A 16213-nucleotide genomic window follows, 5' to 3' on the forward strand; every position below is an offset into this window, starting at 1 on the left:
CGGCACTGTCGCCGGGCGCCCCTCATCGTCGTAGCCGGGAGGTCAGAGCTTCTCGATGACGTAGTCGATGCACTTGGTCAGCGCCTCGACGTCCGCCGGGTCGATCGCCGGGAACATGGCGACGCGCAGCTGGTTGCGGCCCAGCTTGCGGTAGGGCTCGGTGTCGACGATGCCGTTGGCGCGCAGCACCTTGGCGATGGCGGCGGCGTCGATGTCGTCGGAGAAGTCGATGGTGCCGATGACCGCGGAACGCTTCGCCGGGTCGGTGACGAAGGGGCTGGCGAACTTGACGTCCTCGGCCCAGTTGTACAGCGCCCGCGCCGAGGTGGCGGTGCGGCGGACCGCGAAGTCCAGGCCGCCCTGGCCGTTGAGCCAGTCCAGCTGCTGGCCGAGCAGGAAGAGGGTGGCGAGAGCCGGGGTGTTGTACGTCTGGTTCTTGCGGGAGTTGTCGATCGCCGTGGGCAGCGAGAAGAACTCCGGGATGTGCCGGCCGGACGCGTGGATCCGCTCCGCGCGCTCGATCGCGGCGGGGGAGAACACGCCGATCCACAGGCCGCCGTCGGAGGCGAAGGACTTCTGCGGGGCGAAGTAGTAGACGTCGGTCTCGGCGATGTCGACCGGCAGGCCGCCCGCGCCGGAGGTCGCGTCCACCAGGACGAGGGAACCCTCGTCGGCGCCGGCCACCCGCTGGATGGGCATGGCGACACCGGTGGACGTCTCGTTGTGGGTGAAGGCGTACACGTCGACGCCCGCCTCGGCCCGCGCCTCGGGGTGGGTGCCCGGATCGGTGGCGATCACCGTCGGCTCGGCCAGCCAGGGCGCGAGCTTCGCGGCCTTGGCGAACTTGGAGGAGAACTCGCCGAAGCTGAGGTGCTGGGACTTGTTCTCGATCAGCCCGTGGGTGGCGATGTCCCAGAAGGCGGTGGAGCCGCCGTTGCCGAGGACGACCTCGTAGCCATCGGGGAGGGAGAACAGCTCGGAGATCCCCTCGCGGACCTTACCGACCAGGTTCTTGACGGGCGCCTGGCGGTGGGAGGTACCGAGCAGGGAGCTTCCGGTGGCGGCGAGGGCGTCGAGCGCCTCGGTCCGCACCTTGGAGGGGCCCGCGCCGAAACGTCCGTCGGCGGGCTTGATGTCAGCGGGAATCTGGATGTCGGCCACGACTCGGAGCGTATCGGGTGGGCGAAACGGCACGGAACCGTGTCCGTCGGATGAGACAAGGGCACCAGGAGACTGACTTGTCGTGTCGTACGACGATCATGGGTGGGCTTGTACGACGATCAAGGCGGGGTTGTGGATAACTTTCGGTGACGGTCGGTGATCGGATGCATCCTGAACGCATGACGGACCACACGGACGGGACGGGCCCCTCGGACCCCGCACACCCCGCACACTCCACGCACCTCGCGGACTTCTCGGACCCCTCGGCCCTCTCCGCGCTCGAAGCCGACCTGCGCGCACGCCTGCGCGGCGACGTCCGCTTCGACGCCACCGCCCGCGCGCTCATGACCATGGACGCCTCCAACTACCGGCGCGTCCCCGCGGGAGTCGTCGCCCCGCGGGACGCCGAGGACGTGGCGGCGGCGTTGGAGGTGTGCCGGGCACGCGGCGTGCCGGTGGTCGCCCGCGGCGGGGGCACGTCGATCGCCGGGCAGGCCACGGGGACAGGGGTCGTACTGGATTTCACCCGCCACATGGACCGCCTGGTGGAGCTGGACCCCGGCACGCGCACAGCCGTCGTGCAGCCCGGCCTGGTCCTCGACGCCCTCCAGCGCGCCGCCGCACCGCACGGCCTGCGCTTCGGACCCGACCCGTCCACGCACAGCCGCTGCACCCTCGGCGGGATGATCGGCAACAACTCCTGCGGCTCCCACTCGGTGGCCTGGGGGACGACCGCCGACAACATCGCGGAGCTGGAGGTGCTCACCGCGCGCGGCGGGCAGCTGCGGCTCGGGCCGGGGTGGGCCGGCGCGCCCGAGGGGCTGCGGGAGCTGGCGCAGGGCGAGACGGCCCGGCTGCGCACCGGCTTCCCGGACCTGCCCCGCCGCATCTCCGGATACGCGCTGGACGCGCTGCTGCCGGAGCGGGGCGCCGACGTGGCCCGCTCCTTCTGCGGCTCCGAGGGCACCCTCGGCATCCTCACCGAGGCGGTGGTGCGCCTGGTCGAGGCCCCACCCGCCCGCGCGCTGGCAGTGCTGGGGTACGGCGACGAGAGCGCCGCCGCCGAGGCCGCCGCCGGCCTCCTGCCGCACGGCCCGCTGACGGTGGAGGGCATGGCCTGCGACCTGGTGCCCGCGGGGACCGGACTGCCCAGGGGCGGCGCCTGGCTGTTCGTGGAGACGGGCGGAGGGTCACCGGCGGAGGCCCGTGCGCACGCGGAGGAGATCGTGCGGGCCGCCGATGTGGTGGACGCCCTCGTGGTGACCGAGCCCGCCGCCCAGCGGACCCTGTGGCGCATCCGCGAGGACGCGAGCGGTACGGCGACACGGATGCCGGACGGCTCCGAGGCATGGCCCGGCTGGGAGGACTGCGCGGTGCCGCCCGCCCGGCTCGGCGCCTATCTGCGCGACTTCCGCGCCCTGCTCTCCTCCCACGGCCTGCGCGGCACTCCGTACGGCCACTTCGGCGACGGCTGCATTCACGTCCGCATCGACTTCGACCTGCTCACCCCGCCCGGCATCGGCCGCTTCCGGCGCTTCTCGGAGGAACTGGCCGACCTGGTGGTGGCCCACGGCGGCTCGCTGTCCGGGGAGCACGGCGACGGCCAGGCCCGCGCGGAACTGCTGCCCCGGATGTACGGCGCCGAGACGGTCCGGCTGTTCGAGCGCGCCAAGGCCCTCTGGGACCCGGACGACCTGCTCAACCCCGGCATGCTGGTCCGCCCCGCCCCGCTCGACGGCAACCTCCGCTTCTCCGTGCTGCCCGCCGGACCGGTGGACGTGGCCTTCGGCTACCCGGCCGACGGTGGCGACTTCCGCGCGGCCGTCCGCCGCTGCGTCGGTGTGGCCAAGTGCCGTACGACCTCGGCGGACGGCCCCGCCGTGATGTGCCCGTCCTTCCGGGCGACCGGCGAGGAGGAGCACTCCACCCGCGGCCGGGCCCGGCTGCTGCACGAGATGCTGGCGGGGGAGCTGATCACCGACGGCTGGCGCTCCACCGAGGTCCGTGACGCCCTCGACCTCTGCCTCGCCTGCAAGGGCTGCCGCACGGACTGCCCGGTCGGTGTCGACATGGCCACCTACAAGGCCGAGTTCCTGCACCACCACTACGCGGACCGCCGCCGCCCCGCCGCCCACCACAGCATGGGCCGCTTGCCCGAGTGGCTGCGCTGGACCGCCCGCACCCGTACGGCTCCGCTGCTCAACGCGCTCGCCGCCGTCCCGCCCCTGGCCGCCGCCGCGAAACGCCTGGCCGGGATCGCGCCCGAGCGGCGGCTGCCCCGGCTCGCCCCGCGGACCTTCACCGGCTGGTGGCGGCGCCGGAAGCCCGCGCCGGCCCAAGGCACCGGCGACCTGGTCGTCCTCTGGCCGGACACCTTCACCGAGCACCTGTCCCCCTCGGTCGGCCGCGCGGCCGTCCGCGTCCTGGAGGCCGCCGGACTCCGGGTGACCCTCCCGCCGACCCGGCCGCCGCGCCGGCCCCCGGCCCTCAACCCCACGGCCGCCGGCCCCACGGCCCCCATCTCCCCAGCCCTCAGCCCTCCGGCCTCCAGTTCTCCGGCCGCCGCCCCCCGGCCCCCGGCCCCACGGCCCCCAACTCCCCAGCCCTCAACCCCCCGGACCCCACCCTCTCAATCTCCAGCCCCTCGGCCCTCACCCCCCTGGCCGCCGCCCTTTCCCTCCTCCCCGCCCGCCGTGCCCGCGTCTGCTGCGGTCTGACCTACCTCTCCACCGGCCAGCTCGACCGTGCCCGTGCGGTGCTGCGCCGCACGCTCGATCTGATGGAGCCGGTGCTGCGCGCGGGCGTCCCGGTCGTCGTGCTGGAACCGAGCTGCGCGGCCGCCCTCCGCACCGACCTGCCGGAACTCCTGGGCGACGACCCGCGCGCGCCCCGGCTCGCCGCCGCCGTGCTCACCTTCGCCGAGGCCCTGGAGCGGCACGCCCCGCGGTGGACCCCGCCCGCCGTGGACCGCCCCGTCGCCGGTCAGACCCACTGCCACCAGCACGCGGTCCTCGGCGACGCCCCGGACCGCCGGCTGCGCGAGTCGGCCGGCCTCACCGGGGAACTCTCCGGCGGCTGCTGCGGCCTGGCCGGCAACTTCGGCTTCGAGAAAGGCCACTTCGAGGTCTCCAGGGCCTGCGCGGAGGAGCGGCTGCTGCCCTCGATACGGGAGGCGGCCGCGGACACCGTGGTCCTGGCCGACGGCTACTCCTGCCGCACCCAGCTGGAGCAACTGGGCGGAGTGCGGGGACGGCACCTGGCGGAGGTGCTGGCCGAAGCGCTGGAGCGGGACACGAGCGGAGGCGCCGGAGCGGGACACGAGCGGGAGGGAGGGGAATGACGGGCCGAAGGCGGAAGGCGCTGCTTCGATAGGTTGAGTGATCATTGAGCCGTGAAGGAGCCACGCGCATGAGCCTCGCCGTCCGTCCGGTCAGCCGGGCCGAACATCTCGCCTTCGTGGCGGCCCGCCCCTCGGTCAGCCACCTCCAGCTGCCGTCCTGGGGGGATGTGAAGCCGGACTGGCGGGCGGAGAGCCTGGGGTGGTTCGAGGCGGACGGGCGGCTCGTCGGGGTCGGGCTGGTGCTGCTGCGGTCGCTGCCCAAGGTGAAGCGCTACCTGGCGTACCTACCCGAAGGCCCGGTCATCGACTGGGACGCACCCGACCTGGAGCGCTGGCTGGACCCGATGCTGGCCCACCTCAAGCGGCTGGGCGCCTTCTCGGTGAGGATGGGGCCGCCCGTGGTGGTGCGGCGGTGGAGCCCCGAGGCGGTCAAGGCCGCCATCGCCGACCCGGACGCGCACCGGCTGCGGGACGCGCCGCCGACCTCCGAGGAGCCGGGGGCGCTCGCCCTCGTCGACCGGCTGCGCCGCATGGGCTGGCGGCAGACCGAGCCCGGCGGCGAGGACGGCTTCGCCGCCGGGCAGCCCCGGTACGTCTGCCAGGTGCCGTATGCCGGGCGGTCGCTGGAGGACATCCAGGGCGGGCTCAACCAGCAGTGGCGGCGCAACATCAAGAAGGCCGAGAAGGCGGGGGTGAAGGTCGTACGGGGGGACTACGAGGATCTGCCGGCCTTCTACGAGCTGTACGCGGAGACGGCGGAGCGGGACCGTTTCATCCCGCGCCCGCTGCCGTACTTCCAGCGGATGTGGACGGCCCTGACCGCCGAGGACCCGGACCGGATGCGGCTGTACCTCGCGCAACACGACGGCGAGGTGCTCGCCGCGGCCACGATGCTGATCGTCGGCGGACACGTCTGGTACTCGTACGGCGCCTCCACCAGCCGCAGACGCGAGGTGCAGCCCAACAACGCGATGCAGTGGCGGATGATGTGCGACGCCCATGAGCTGGGCGCCCATGTCTACGACTTCCGGGGCATCACGGACACCCTGGAGGAGTCCAACCACCTCCTCGGACTGCTCCGCTTCAAGGTGGGCGCGGGCGGCGGGGCGGTGGAGTACGCGGGCGAGTGGGACTTCCCTCTGAACCGCCTGCTGCACAAGGCGTTCGACCTGTACATGGCGCGCCGCTGAGGGAGGCGGCGGCCGGAGCGCCCGCGATGCGGGAGGGGTGCGTCTCAGGATCCAGGACAGTGCCATGGGAGGTTCACACTCCTGACGGGGTCTACTACCCTGGACCGGGTAGTACAGGGAGCTGTACATGATCTGAGCCGAGCACCGGGACCGCCGTGAGTACCGTCAACACCGTCAACGCCACCTCGGGGTCGTCCGCGACGACGCCCGGTCCGCCCGGCACTCCGGGCCGTCTCGGCTCGCTCGGACCGGTGGGGCTGGTGCTGGCCGGCGGAGTGTCGGTGCAGTTCGGCGGGGCCCTCGCGGTGACGCTGATGCCGAGGGCGGGAGCGCTGGGGGTGGTGACGCTCCGGCTCGTCGCGGCGGCGGTGGTGCTGCTGCTGTTCTGCCGGCCCCGGCTGCGCGGCCACTCGCGCGCCGACTGGGGCACGGTGATCGTCTTCGGTCTCGCCCTGGGTGCCATGAACAGCCTGTTCTACGAGGCCGTGGCGCGTATCCCGCTCGGTCCCGCCGTCACCCTGGAGGTGCTCGGGCCGCTCGCCCTCTCGGTCGTGGCCTCCCGCCGCCTGATCAACGTCGTGTGGGCGGCGCTCGCGCTGGGCGGCGTGTTCCTGCTCGGCGGCGGGGGCTTCAGCGGGGTGGACCCGGTGGGGGTGGGTTTCGCGCTGGGCGCGGGCGCGATGTGGGCGGCGTACATCGTCTTCAGCGCGCGCACCGGCCGGCGTTTCCCGCAGGCGGACGGGCTGGCGCTGGCCATGGCGGTCGCGGCGCTGCTGGTGCTGCCGCTCGGCATCGCCTCCTCCGGGGACCGTCTCCTCGTCCCCACCACGCTCGGCCTGGGCGCGGCGGTGGCCGTGCTCTCCTCGGTGCTGCCCTACACCCTCGAACTCCTCGCCCTGCGCAAGCTGCCCGCCGCCACCTTCGCCATCCTGATGAGCCTGGAACCGGCCCTGGCCGCCACCGCCGGTTTCCTCATCCTCGGCCAGTCCCTGTCCGTCCGGGAGATCGTCGCGATCGCCCTGGTCATCGCGGCGACCATCGGCGCGGTGCGCACCCAGGTGGGCCGGGCCAGGACGCCGGTGCTGGACGCGTAGGGCCGTCCCTGGCCCGGATCTCCCCGCGGCGGGTTGGCCGAATGGGCGGGGGTGGGCCGGGCCGCGGGCGGTGGCGCTGTGTACGTTGGCAGGGAGGGGTCCGTGGCGTCGAATGCGGCGTCGGCAACAGGCAGGGGAACAGGAACGCATGGCACGTGTCGCCGTCATCACCGCGCCCAACATCGGCTACCGCAACACCGGGATGCTGACCGTCGACCTGGCCTTCGAGGCGATGCGGCGGCGGATGGGGGGCGGCTTCGAGGCGAGCTGGTACACGCTGCACCTGCCGCAGACGGTGCCCCTGCGGGGCCTGCGGGAGGGCGTGCGCGGGGCGGAACTGCCCTTCCGGTTCCGGTCGTTGATCGACGAGGTGGACAGCCTGCGCGAGCACGACGCCGTCGTCTTCTGGGGCGACTTCCTGCACGCCCGGCACTACCTCACCCAGGACGCCTCCAACCGGCTCCTCGACTACGGGCTCGTGGAGGACCGGGGCGCCGCCCGTGCCCTGCTCAACCGGACCCTGCTGCTCGCCGACCAGCCTGACGGCCTGCTCGACCGCACCCTCGGCTACGGCGGCACGATCCTGCACAACACGCAGTCGGACTACGAGGACAAGGAGTACGGGCCCCTGTTCACGCGGCTGATGACGCGCAGCCGCCGGATCTGGGTGCGCGATCCGCTGTCGGCGGCCAAGCTCGGGCATCTGCGCGGGGACCGTACGACCGACCACTTCGGCTCCGACGCGGCCCTGCTGAACCGTCCCGGCGACCTCGACTGCCTTCCGGTCACGCCCTGGTCCCAGGATCTTCCGGAGGGGGGCGCGATCGGGGTGTTCCTCGGCGCCCGGACGAAGATCCCCGACTGGCTGCCCGGCTTCTGTCAGGGACTCGCGGAGCGGCTGGGCGCGCCCCTGGAGTGGCTTCCCTGGTTCGAGGGGGACGTCCCGCAGCGGGTCGGTCACCTCCCGGTCCGCCCCGGTGATCCCACCGTCGGCGATCTGCTCGGCGTCCTGCCCCGCTACCGCCTCGTCATCACCGACACCTACCACCTGTGCGTCAACGCCTGGGGCGCCGGCACTCCGGTGGTCTGCGTCGGCAGGCCCGAGCCGGTGCCGACGACCGACCGCGACTACCTGACGCTCAGCGACGTGAAGAAGCACGTGCTGCACATGGCGTACGACGCGGCCGACTTCTACGTGCCGGCCGTCGCCGACAGCCCCGAGGGGCGCGAGCGGCGGGCCGAGCGGATCGTCCGGCTCGTGGAGGGCGGGGGAGCGGCCGCCGTGGCCGACCGGATCCGCGAGCACGCCGAGTACTCGGCGGACTCCTTCACCGGGGCCCTCGCCTCGCTCCTGGGCTGATCCCGGACGCGCCCCCGTCCCGCGTACCCGGCGCAATAAATCATGCAAGCACGCTTGATTGTTTCCACCCCCGCTGCCATGCTCCCCTCATGGCCGACCCGACGCCCGTCATCGACGACCTGCGTGCCGAGAGCGACGAACTGGACCGGCTCGTCGCCCGGTTGACGCCCGAGCAGTGGGCGCTCGCCACCCCCGCGCCCGGCTGGACCGTCGCCCACCAGATCGCCCACCTCGCCTGGACCGATCGCGCGGCGCTGGCCGCCGTCACCGACCCGGACGCGTTCCGCGCGCTGGCCGCGAAGGCCCTCGCGCACGGTGACTCCTTCGTGGACGAGGGCGCCGAGGAGAGCGCCGGGCTGCCGCCCGCGGAACTCCTCGCGGCCTGGCGGTCCGGGCGCGACGCCCTCGACCTGGCCCTGCGCGCGGCCGAACCCGGCACCCGTTTCCCGTGGTTCGGGCCGCCCATGGCCGTCGCCTCCATGGCCACCGCCCGTCTGATGGAGACCTGGGCACACGGCCTGGACGTCGCCGACGCGCTCGGCGTCACGCCTGTCCCGACCGACCGCCTCGCCCATATCGCCCGACTCGGCGTCCGCACACGGGACTTCGCCTACACGGTCCACGGACTGACCCCGCCCGCCGAGGAGTTCCGCGTCCTGCTCACCGCTCCCAGCGGCGCGGTGTGGGGCTACGGCCCCGAAGACGCCCCGCAACGCGTCACCGGACCGGCCCTCGACTTCTGCCTCCTCGTCACCCAGCGCGCCCACCGCGACGACCTCGCCCTGACCGCCGAGGGCCCGGACGCGGACCGCTGGCTGGACATCGCCCAGGCGTTCGCGGGCCCACCGGGCAGCGGCCGGAAGCCGAAGACGGCCGAAGGCCCGGCGAAGGGATCGGACGGCCCGGCGGAGAGGTCCGGCCGGTGACCCCCCTGCGCATAGGCAACTTCTCCGGCTTCTACGGCGACCGCTTCGACGCCCTGCGCGAGATGCTCACCGACGGCGAACTCGACGTCCTCACCGGTGACTACCTCGCCGAACTCACCATGCTGATCCTCGCCCGCGACCGGCTGAAGGACCCCGGCGCCGGATACGCCCGCACCTTCCCGCGCCAGCTTGAGGAGTGCCTCGGCCTGGTCCAGGAGCGCGGGGTGCGGATCGTCACCAACGCGGGCGGGCTCAATCCCGCCGGACTGGCCGCGCACCTAAGGGAGTTGTGCGGTCGGCTCGGCATACCCCTGCGTGTCGCCCATGTCGAGGGCGACGACCTGACCGCCGGCCACCCCGGTGCGCTCGCCGCCCACGCCTACCTCGGCGGGTTCGGCATCGCCGCGTGTCTGCGGGCCGGCGCGGACATCGTCGTCACGGGGCGGGTGACCGACGCGGCCCTCGTCACCGGGCCCGCCGCCGCCCATTTCGGCTGGGGGCAGGGCGAGTTCGACAAGCTCGCCGGGGCCGTGATCGCCGGGCACGTGCTGGAGTGCGGGACGCAGGCCACCGGCGGGAACTACGCGTTCTTCCAGGAGGGCGACGTACGACGGCCCGGCTTCCCGCTCGCCGAGATCCACGCCGACGGCAGCAGCGTCATCACCAAGCACCCCGGCACCGGCGGTTTCGTGGACGTCGGCACGGTCACCGCGCAGCTGCTGTACGAGACCGGGGGCGCCCGCTACGCCGGACCCGATGTCACCGCCCGGCTCGACAGCGTCCGGCTGCGAAAGGACGGCCCGGACCGGGTGCGGATCGAGGGGGTGCGCGGGGAGGCGCCCCCGCCGGCCCTGAAGGTGGGGCTCAGCAAGCTCGGGGGCTTTCGCAACGAGGTCGTCTTCGTGCTCACCGGGCTCGACATCGAGGCCAAGGCCGCGCTCGTCAAGGAGCAGTTGGCGCCCGAGCTGGCGAAGGCACCGCCCGCCCACGTCAGTTGGGAGCTTGTCCGCACCGACCGCCCGGACGCCGGCACCGAGGAGAGGGCCAGCGCCCTGCTGCGGCTCGTCGTACGGGATCCGGACCAGCGGGTGGTCGGACGGGTGCTCAGCGGGGCGGCCATCGAGCTGGCGCTCGCCAGTTACCCCGGTTTCCATGTGCTCGCCCCGCCCGGCAAGGGCGACCCCTACGGGATCTTCGAGGACGCGTACGTGCCTCAGGAGGACGTGGCCCACACGGCCGTACTCCCCGACGGAAGTCCCGTACGGGTCCCCCCGCCCCCGGAGACCCGCCCCCTGGCAAAGACACCGCCCCCCGGCCTGCCCGACCCGCTCCCCCTAGGGGCCACCCGCCGCGCCCCCCTCGGTCTGGTCGCCGGAGCCCGCAGCGGGGACAAGGGCGGGAACGCCAACGTGGGGGTGTGGGCCCGTACCGACGAGGCGTGGCGGTGGCTCGCGCACGAGCTGACCGCCGACCGGTTCCGGGAGCTGATCCCCGAGAGCCGCGACCTGCCGGTCACCCGCCACGTCCTGCCCGGACTGCGCGCCCTGAACTTCGTCGTCACCGGCATCCTCGGCGCCGGCGTCGCCTCCCGGCACCGCTTCGACCCGCAGGCCAAGGGCCTCGGCGAATGGCTGCGCTCCCGCCACCTGGACATCCCGGAGGCCCTGCTGTGACCGTCCTCGACACGGCCCTGGACACCCACCACCCCGACTACACCGCCCACCGCGAGGCCATGCTCGGCAAACTCGCCGAACTGGCGGACGAGCACGCCAAGGCGCTCGCGGGCGGCGGCGAGAAGTACGTCCAACGGCACCGGAAGCGCGGCAAGTTGCTCGCCCGTGAGCGCATCGAGCTGCTGCTCGACCCGGACACCCCGTTCCTGGAGCTGTCCCCGCTGGCCGCCTGGGGCAGCGAGTACGCCGTCGGTGCCTCGCTCGTCACCGGCATCGGCGTGGTCGCGGGCGTGGAGTGCCTGATCACCGCCAACGACCCGACCGTGCGCGGTGGCGCCAGCAATCCCTGGAGCCTGAAGAAGGCCCTGCGCGCCAACGACATCGCGCTCGCCAACCGGCTGCCCTGCGTCAGCCTGGTGGAGTCGGGCGGCGCCGATCTGCCCTCGCAGAAGGAGATCTTCATCCCCGGCGGCGCCATCTTCCGTGATCTCACCCGGCTATCGGCCGCCGGCATCCCGACCGTGGCCGTCGTCTTCGGCAACTCCACGGCCGGCGGCGCCTACATACCCGGCATGTCCGACCACGTGATCATGGTCAAGGAGCGGGCGAAGGTGTTCCTCGGCGGCCCGCCGCTGGTGAAGATGGCCACCGGCGAGGAGAGCGACGACGAGTCGCTGGGCGGCGCCGAGATGCACGCCCGCGTCTCCGGGCTCGCCGACTACTTCGCCGTGGACGAGCGGGACGCCCTGCGGCAGGCGCGACGGGTGGTCGCGCGGCTCAACCACCGCAAGGCGCACCCCGACCCGGGCCCGGCCGAGCCACCCAAGTACGACCCTGAGGAACTGCTCGGCATCGTCCCCGGCGACCTCAAGATCCCCTTCGATCCGCGCGAGGTCGTCGCCCGGATCGTGGACGGCTCCGACTTCGACGAGTTCAAACCGCTGTACGGCACCAGCCTGGTGACCGGCTGGGCGGCCCTGCACGGCTATCCCGTCGGCATCCTCGCCAACGCGCAGGGGGTGCTGTTCAGCGCGGAGTCGCAGAAGGCCGCCCAGTTCATCCAGCTCGCCAACCAGCGCGACATCCCGCTGGTCTTCCTGCACAACACCACCGGCTACATGGTCGGCCGGGAGTACGAGCAGGGCGGGATCATCAAACACGGCGCGATGATGATCAACGCGGTGTCCAACTCCCGCGTCCCGCACCTGTCCGTCCTCATGGGGGCCTCCTACGGGGCCGGCCACTACGGGATGTGCGGCCGCGCCTACGACCCCCGCTTCCTGTTCGCCTGGCCCAGCGCCAAGTCCGCCGTCATGGGCCCGCAGCAGCTCGCGGGCGTGCTGTCGATCGTCGCCCGGCAGTCGGCGGCGGCCAAGGGACAGCCGTACGACGAGGACGCGGACGCCGCCCTGCGCGCCATGGTGGAGCAGCAGATCGAGTCCGAGTCGCTGCCGATGTTCCTGTCCGGGCGGCTGTACGACGACGGCGTCATCGACCCCCGCGACACCCGCACCGTCCTCGGCCTGTGCCTCTCCGCGATCCACACCGCCCCCTACGAGGGCGCGCGCGGCGGCTTCGGCGTCTTCCGGATGTGAGGTCCATGATCCAGACACTGCTGGTCGCCAACCGCGGCGAGATCGCCTGCCGCATCTTCCGCACCTGCGCCGACCTGGGCATTCGTACGGTCGCCGTGTACTCGGACGCCGACGCGCACGCGCTGCACACCCGCCGGGCGGACGCGGCGGTACGACTGCCGGGCGCGGCGCCCGCCGACACCTATCTGCGCGGCGACCTGATCGTGAAGGCCGCCCTCGCCGCCGGCGCGGACGCCGTGCACCCCGGCTACGGCTTCCTCTCCGAGAACCCGGACTTCGCCCGCGCGGTCCTGGACGCCGGGCTGACCTGGATCGGGCCGTCCCCCGAGGCCATCGGGGCCATGGCCTCCAAGACGCGCGCCAAGCGGCTGCTTGGCCTGGAACCCCTGGGGGAGGTCACCGAGGGGGACCTGCCGGTGCTGGTGAAGGCGGCGGCGGGCGGCGGGGGGCGCGGGATGCGGATCGTGCGCCGCCTGGACGAGCTCCGGGACGCCCTGGAAGGGGCGCGCGCCGAGGCCGCGAGCGCCTTCGGGGACGGCGAGGTGTTCGTGGAGCCGTATATCGAGAACGGCCGCCACGTCGAGGTGCAGATCCTCGCCGACACCCACGGCACCGTCTGGCCGCTCGGCACCCGCGACTGCTCCCTCCAGCGCCGCCACCAGAAGGTGATCGAGGAGGCCCCGGCGCCCGGCCTGCCCGAGCGCCTGGCACAGGAGCTGCGGACGCTGGCGGTACGGGCCGCGCGGGCCGTCTCCTACGTCGGCGCGGGCACCGTCGAGTTCCTGGTCGCCGACGGCCGCGCGCACTTCCTGGAGATGAACACCCGTCTCCAGGTCGAACACCCGGTGACCGAGGCGGTGTTCGGGCTCGACCTCGTCGCCGAGCAGCTCCGCGTCGCCGAGGGCCACGCCCTGGAGCCGGACCCGCCGGGCCCGCGCGGCCACGCGGTCGAGGTCCGTCTGTACGCCGAGGACCCCGCCCGCGACTGGGCCCCGCAGACCGGCACCCTGCACCGGCTCGCCGTCCCGCCCGGCGTCCGCCTCGACACCGGGTACACCGACGGCGACCCCATCGGCGTCCACTACGACCCGATGCTCGCCAAGCTCGTCGCCCACGCCCCGACCCGGACGGAGGCGATCCGCCGGCTCGCGGGCGCCCTGGAAACGGCGGTGATCCACGGCCCCGTCACCAACCGCGGCCTACTCCTGCGCTCCCTGCGTCACGAGGAGTTCACCTCCGCCCGCATGGACACCGGCTTCTACGACCGCCACCTCCCCGCCCTCACGGCGCCCGCCCCCGACCCCCTCGCCCCGCTCGCCGCCGCCCTCGCCGACGCCCACGGCCGCTCCCGCTTCGGCGGCTGGCGCAACGTGCCGTCGCAGGACCAGGTCAAGCGGTACGCGGTGGCGGAGGAGGAGGTTGAGGCGCGGTACCGGCACACGCGGCCGGGTCTCGACGCCGACGAGGTACGGGTCGTGCGCGCCGACGCGGACACGGTCGTCCTCGAAGTGGACGGCGTACGGCGGACGTTCGCGGTGGCGCGGTACGGCGACGAGGTCTACGTCAACGCCGAGCGGCTCATCGCGCTGCCCCGCTTTCCCGATCCCGCCGCACAGCTCGCTCCGGGCTCCCTGGTCGCGCCGATGCCCGGCACGGTCGTCCGTGTCGCCGAGGGCCTGGCAGAGGGCGCGGCGGTCACCGCCGGGCAGCCCCTGATCTGGCTGGAGGCGATGAAGATGCAGCACCGGATCTCGGCCCCCGCCGCCGGAACCCTGACCTCGCTGCACGCCAAGCCGGGACAACAGGTGGAGCCCGGCCTGTTGCTGGCAGTGGTGCGGCCGGCCTGAGGGGCAGGGGGCCGTATCGATGTGCGGCTACCGCCGCGTGAGCGCGAGCAACCACACACAACCCGCACCCGGAGGAATCGAATGACCACGCTCATCGAATCCGAAGAACACAAGGCACTCCGAGCCGCCGTATCCGCCCTCGGCACCCGCTACGGCCGCGACTACCTCACCCGCACCCTCGCCGAGGGCAAACCCCTCACCGAACTCTGGTCGGAGGCCGGGAAGCTGGGCTATCTCGGCGTCAACCTGCCGGAGGCGTACGGCGGCGGAGGCGGCGGCATCAACGAACTCTCCATCGTGCTCGAAGAGTTGGGTGCGGCCGGCTCCCCGCTCCTGATGCTCGTCGTGTCCCCCGCCATCTGCGGCACCGTGATCGCCCGCTTCGGCACCGACGCGCAGAAGCGGGCCTGGCTCCCCGGCCTCGCCGACGGCACCAAGCTCATGGCCTTCGGCATCACCGAGCCCGACGCCGGTTCCAACAGCCACCGCATCACCACCACCGCCCGCCGCGACGGCGCGGACTGGCTGCTCACCGGCCGCAAGGTGTTCATCTCCGGCGTGGACATGGCCGACGCGGTGCTGATCGTCGGCCGCGCCGAGGACGCCCGCACCGGCCGCCTCAAGCCCTGCCTCTTCATCGTGCCGACGGACGCGCCCGGCTTCCAGAAACGGCCGATCGACATGGAACTCAAGGCCGCCGAGAAGCAGTTCGAGCTGGTCCTGGACGACGTACGGCTGCCCGCCGACGCGCTCGTCGGCGACGAGGACGCCGGGCTGCTCCAGCTGTTCGCGGGACTCAACCCGGAGCGCGTCATGACGGCCGCGTTCGCCATCGGGATGGGCCGCTACGCGCTCGGCCGGGCCGTCGAGTACGCCCGCGACCGCACCGTCTGGAAGACACCCATCGGCGCCCACCAGGCGATAGCCCACCCCCTCGCGCAGGCGCACATCGACCTGGAACTGGCCCGGCTGATGATGCAGAAGGCGGCCCACCTCTACGACGCGGGCGACGACATCGGCGCGGGCGAGGCCGCCAACATGGCCAAGTACGCGGCCGGGGAGGCGTGTGTGCGGGCCGTCGACCAGGCCGTGCACACCCTCGGCGGCAACGGCCTCACCCGCGAGTACGGGCTCGCCTCGCTGATCACGGCCGCGCGCGTGGCCCGTATCGCCCCGGTGAGCCGGGAGATGATCCTCAATTACGTCTCCCACCAGAGCCTGGGCCTGCCCAAGTCGTACTGAGCCGCGGCTGCACGGTAGTCCCGCGGCGCGAACTCAGGGAGCGCATATGACCACGGCCATCGGACGGGCGCGCACGCGCGGCGTCGAGACCCTCAGCCTGGATTCCACCGGCACCCGCAACGCGCTGTCCGCGAGCCTCGTCGCCGCCCTCGACGGCGCGCTGGCCGAGTGCGGGGCGGACCCGGACGTGCGGGCCGTCGTCCTCACCCACACCGGCACCACCTTCTCGGCCGGCGCGGACCTGCGCGAACCGCCGCACCCGGAGGCGCTGGTCGCCCTGCTGCGCCGGCTCGTCGAGCTGCCCAAGCCGGTCCTCGGCCGGGTCACCGGGCACGTCCGCGCGGGCGGCCTCGGCCTGCTCGCCGCCTGCGACCTGGCCTTCTCCGGCGCGGCGGCCACCTTCGCCTTCACCGAGGTGCGCATCGGGGTGGCACCCGCGGTGATCTCGCTGCCGCTGCTGGAGCGCGCCGATCCGCGCGCCCTGGCCCGCTACTACCTCACCGGCGAGCGCTTCGGCCCCGCGGAGGCCGTGCGCACCGGACTGCTCACGGCCGCCGCCGAGGACGTCGACGAAGCCCTCGCGCCCGCCCTCGACGGGCTGCGCCGCTCCGCTCCCGAGGCCCTGGCGGAGACGAAACGGCTGCTCACGGCTAGGGTGCTGGAAACATTCGACCGGGACGCGGCCGCCCTGACCGCGCTCTCGGCCCGCCTGTTCGCCTCCGACCAGGCACGGGAGGGGATGACGGCCTTCCTGGAGAAACGGGATCCGGCATGGACGGTGTGAC

11 protein-coding genes and 1 pseudogene are annotated in these 16213 nt (G+C 73.3%); 11 read left to right on the forward strand and 1 reads right to left on the reverse strand.

Annotated features, from left to right (window positions below):
• Positions 1-42 precede the first annotated feature (42 nt).
• Complete coding sequence (serC, locus tag ACE4Q9_RS18825) at positions 43-1161, reverse strand: phosphoserine transaminase (RefSeq protein WP_397985383.1); 1119 nt, start codon at positions 1159-1161, stop codon at positions 43-45.
• 179 nt (positions 1162-1340) lie between these two features.
• Here serC and ACE4Q9_RS18830 point away from each other — a divergent pair, with 179 nt between their 5' ends.
• The 11 genes and pseudogenes from ACE4Q9_RS18830 to ACE4Q9_RS18880 all read left to right on the forward strand — a co-directional run bounded on the left by ACE4Q9_RS18830 (position 1341) and on the right by ACE4Q9_RS18880 (position 16212).
• Complete coding sequence (locus ACE4Q9_RS18830) at positions 1341-3878, forward strand: FAD-binding and (Fe-S)-binding domain-containing protein (RefSeq protein ID WP_397985384.1); 2538 nt, start codon at positions 1341-1343, stop codon at positions 3876-3878.
• Positions 3839-4501: pseudogene (locus ACE4Q9_RS18835) on the forward strand ((Fe-S)-binding protein); the annotation flags it as partial. The gene ACE4Q9_RS18830 and the pseudogene ACE4Q9_RS18835, both read left to right, overlap by 40 nt.
• Before the next feature lie 68 nt (positions 4502-4569).
• Positions 4570-5691 (forward strand): lipid II:glycine glycyltransferase FemX, encoded by a 1122-nt coding sequence (locus tag ACE4Q9_RS18840; protein WP_397985385.1) that lies wholly within the window; start codon positions 4570-4572, stop codon positions 5689-5691.
• 155 nt (positions 5692-5846) lie between these two features.
• On the forward strand, positions 5847-6785 hold the full coding sequence (locus ACE4Q9_RS18845) for an EamA family transporter (protein ID WP_397985386.1): 939 nt from the start codon (positions 5847-5849) through the stop codon (positions 6783-6785).
• A 148-nt stretch (positions 6786-6933) separates the two neighbouring features.
• A complete protein-coding gene (locus ACE4Q9_RS18850) occupies positions 6934-8145 on the forward strand; it encodes a hypothetical protein (RefSeq protein ID WP_397985387.1) in 1212 nt (403 codons plus the stop codon).
• Positions 8146-8234: 89 nt separating this feature from the next.
• Positions 8235-9071 carry a TIGR03084 family metal-binding protein gene (locus tag ACE4Q9_RS18855; RefSeq protein ID WP_397985388.1) on the forward strand — a complete coding sequence of 279 codons (837 nt, stop codon included), beginning with the start codon at positions 8235-8237 and terminating at the stop codon, positions 9069-9071.
• Entirely contained in the window at positions 9068-10744 is a 1677-nt protein-coding gene (locus tag ACE4Q9_RS18860; RefSeq protein ID WP_397985389.1) for an acyclic terpene utilization AtuA family protein, read from the forward strand. Before ACE4Q9_RS18855 ends, ACE4Q9_RS18860 begins: the two co-directional genes overlap by 4 nt.
• Positions 10741-12339, forward strand: coding sequence for an acyl-CoA carboxylase subunit beta (locus ACE4Q9_RS18865; protein ID WP_397985390.1), 1599 nt, complete (start codon positions 10741-10743; stop codon positions 12337-12339). Before ACE4Q9_RS18860 ends, ACE4Q9_RS18865 begins: the two co-directional genes overlap by 4 nt.
• Before the next feature lie 5 nt (positions 12340-12344).
• Positions 12345-14186 (forward strand): biotin carboxylase N-terminal domain-containing protein, encoded by a 1842-nt coding sequence (locus tag ACE4Q9_RS18870; protein ID WP_397985391.1) that lies wholly within the window; start codon positions 12345-12347, stop codon positions 14184-14186.
• An 81-nt stretch (positions 14187-14267) separates the two neighbouring features.
• Positions 14268-15428 carry an acyl-CoA dehydrogenase family protein gene (locus ACE4Q9_RS18875; protein WP_397985392.1) on the forward strand — a complete coding sequence of 387 codons (1161 nt, stop codon included), beginning with the start codon at positions 14268-14270 and terminating at the stop codon, positions 15426-15428.
• A gap of 46 nt (positions 15429-15474) precedes the next feature.
• A complete protein-coding gene (locus ACE4Q9_RS18880) occupies positions 15475-16212 on the forward strand; it encodes an enoyl-CoA hydratase family protein (protein WP_397985393.1) in 738 nt (245 codons plus the stop codon).
• Position 16213: the final 1 nt, after the last annotated feature.

The organism is Streptomyces sp. AM6-12 (genome assembly GCF_044327085.1).
Lineage (GTDB): Bacteria > Actinomycetota > Actinomycetes > Streptomycetales > Streptomycetaceae > Streptomyces.

Bases quoted from the DNA above. Each gene is read 5' to 3' on its own strand.
- ACE4Q9_RS18830 (WP_397985384.1), top strand. From the start codon at position 1,341: ATGACGGACCACACGGACGGGACGGGCCCCTCGGACCCCGCACACCCC.
- ACE4Q9_RS18870 (WP_397985391.1), top strand. From the start codon at position 12,345: ATGATCCAGACACTGCTGGTCGCCAACCGCGGCGAGATCGCCTGCCGC.
- ACE4Q9_RS18875 (WP_397985392.1), top strand. From the start codon at position 14,268: ATGACCACGCTCATCGAATCCGAAGAACACAAGGCACTCCGAGCCGCC.
- ACE4Q9_RS18850 (WP_397985387.1), top strand. From the start codon at position 6,934: ATGGCACGTGTCGCCGTCATCACCGCGCCCAACATCGGCTACCGCAAC.
- ACE4Q9_RS18880 (WP_397985393.1), top strand. From the start codon at position 15,475: ATGACCACGGCCATCGGACGGGCGCGCACGCGCGGCGTCGAGACCCTC.
- ACE4Q9_RS18840 (WP_397985385.1), top strand. From the start codon at position 4,570: ATGAGCCTCGCCGTCCGTCCGGTCAGCCGGGCCGAACATCTCGCCTTC.
- ACE4Q9_RS18855 (WP_397985388.1), top strand. From the start codon at position 8,235: ATGGCCGACCCGACGCCCGTCATCGACGACCTGCGTGCCGAGAGCGAC.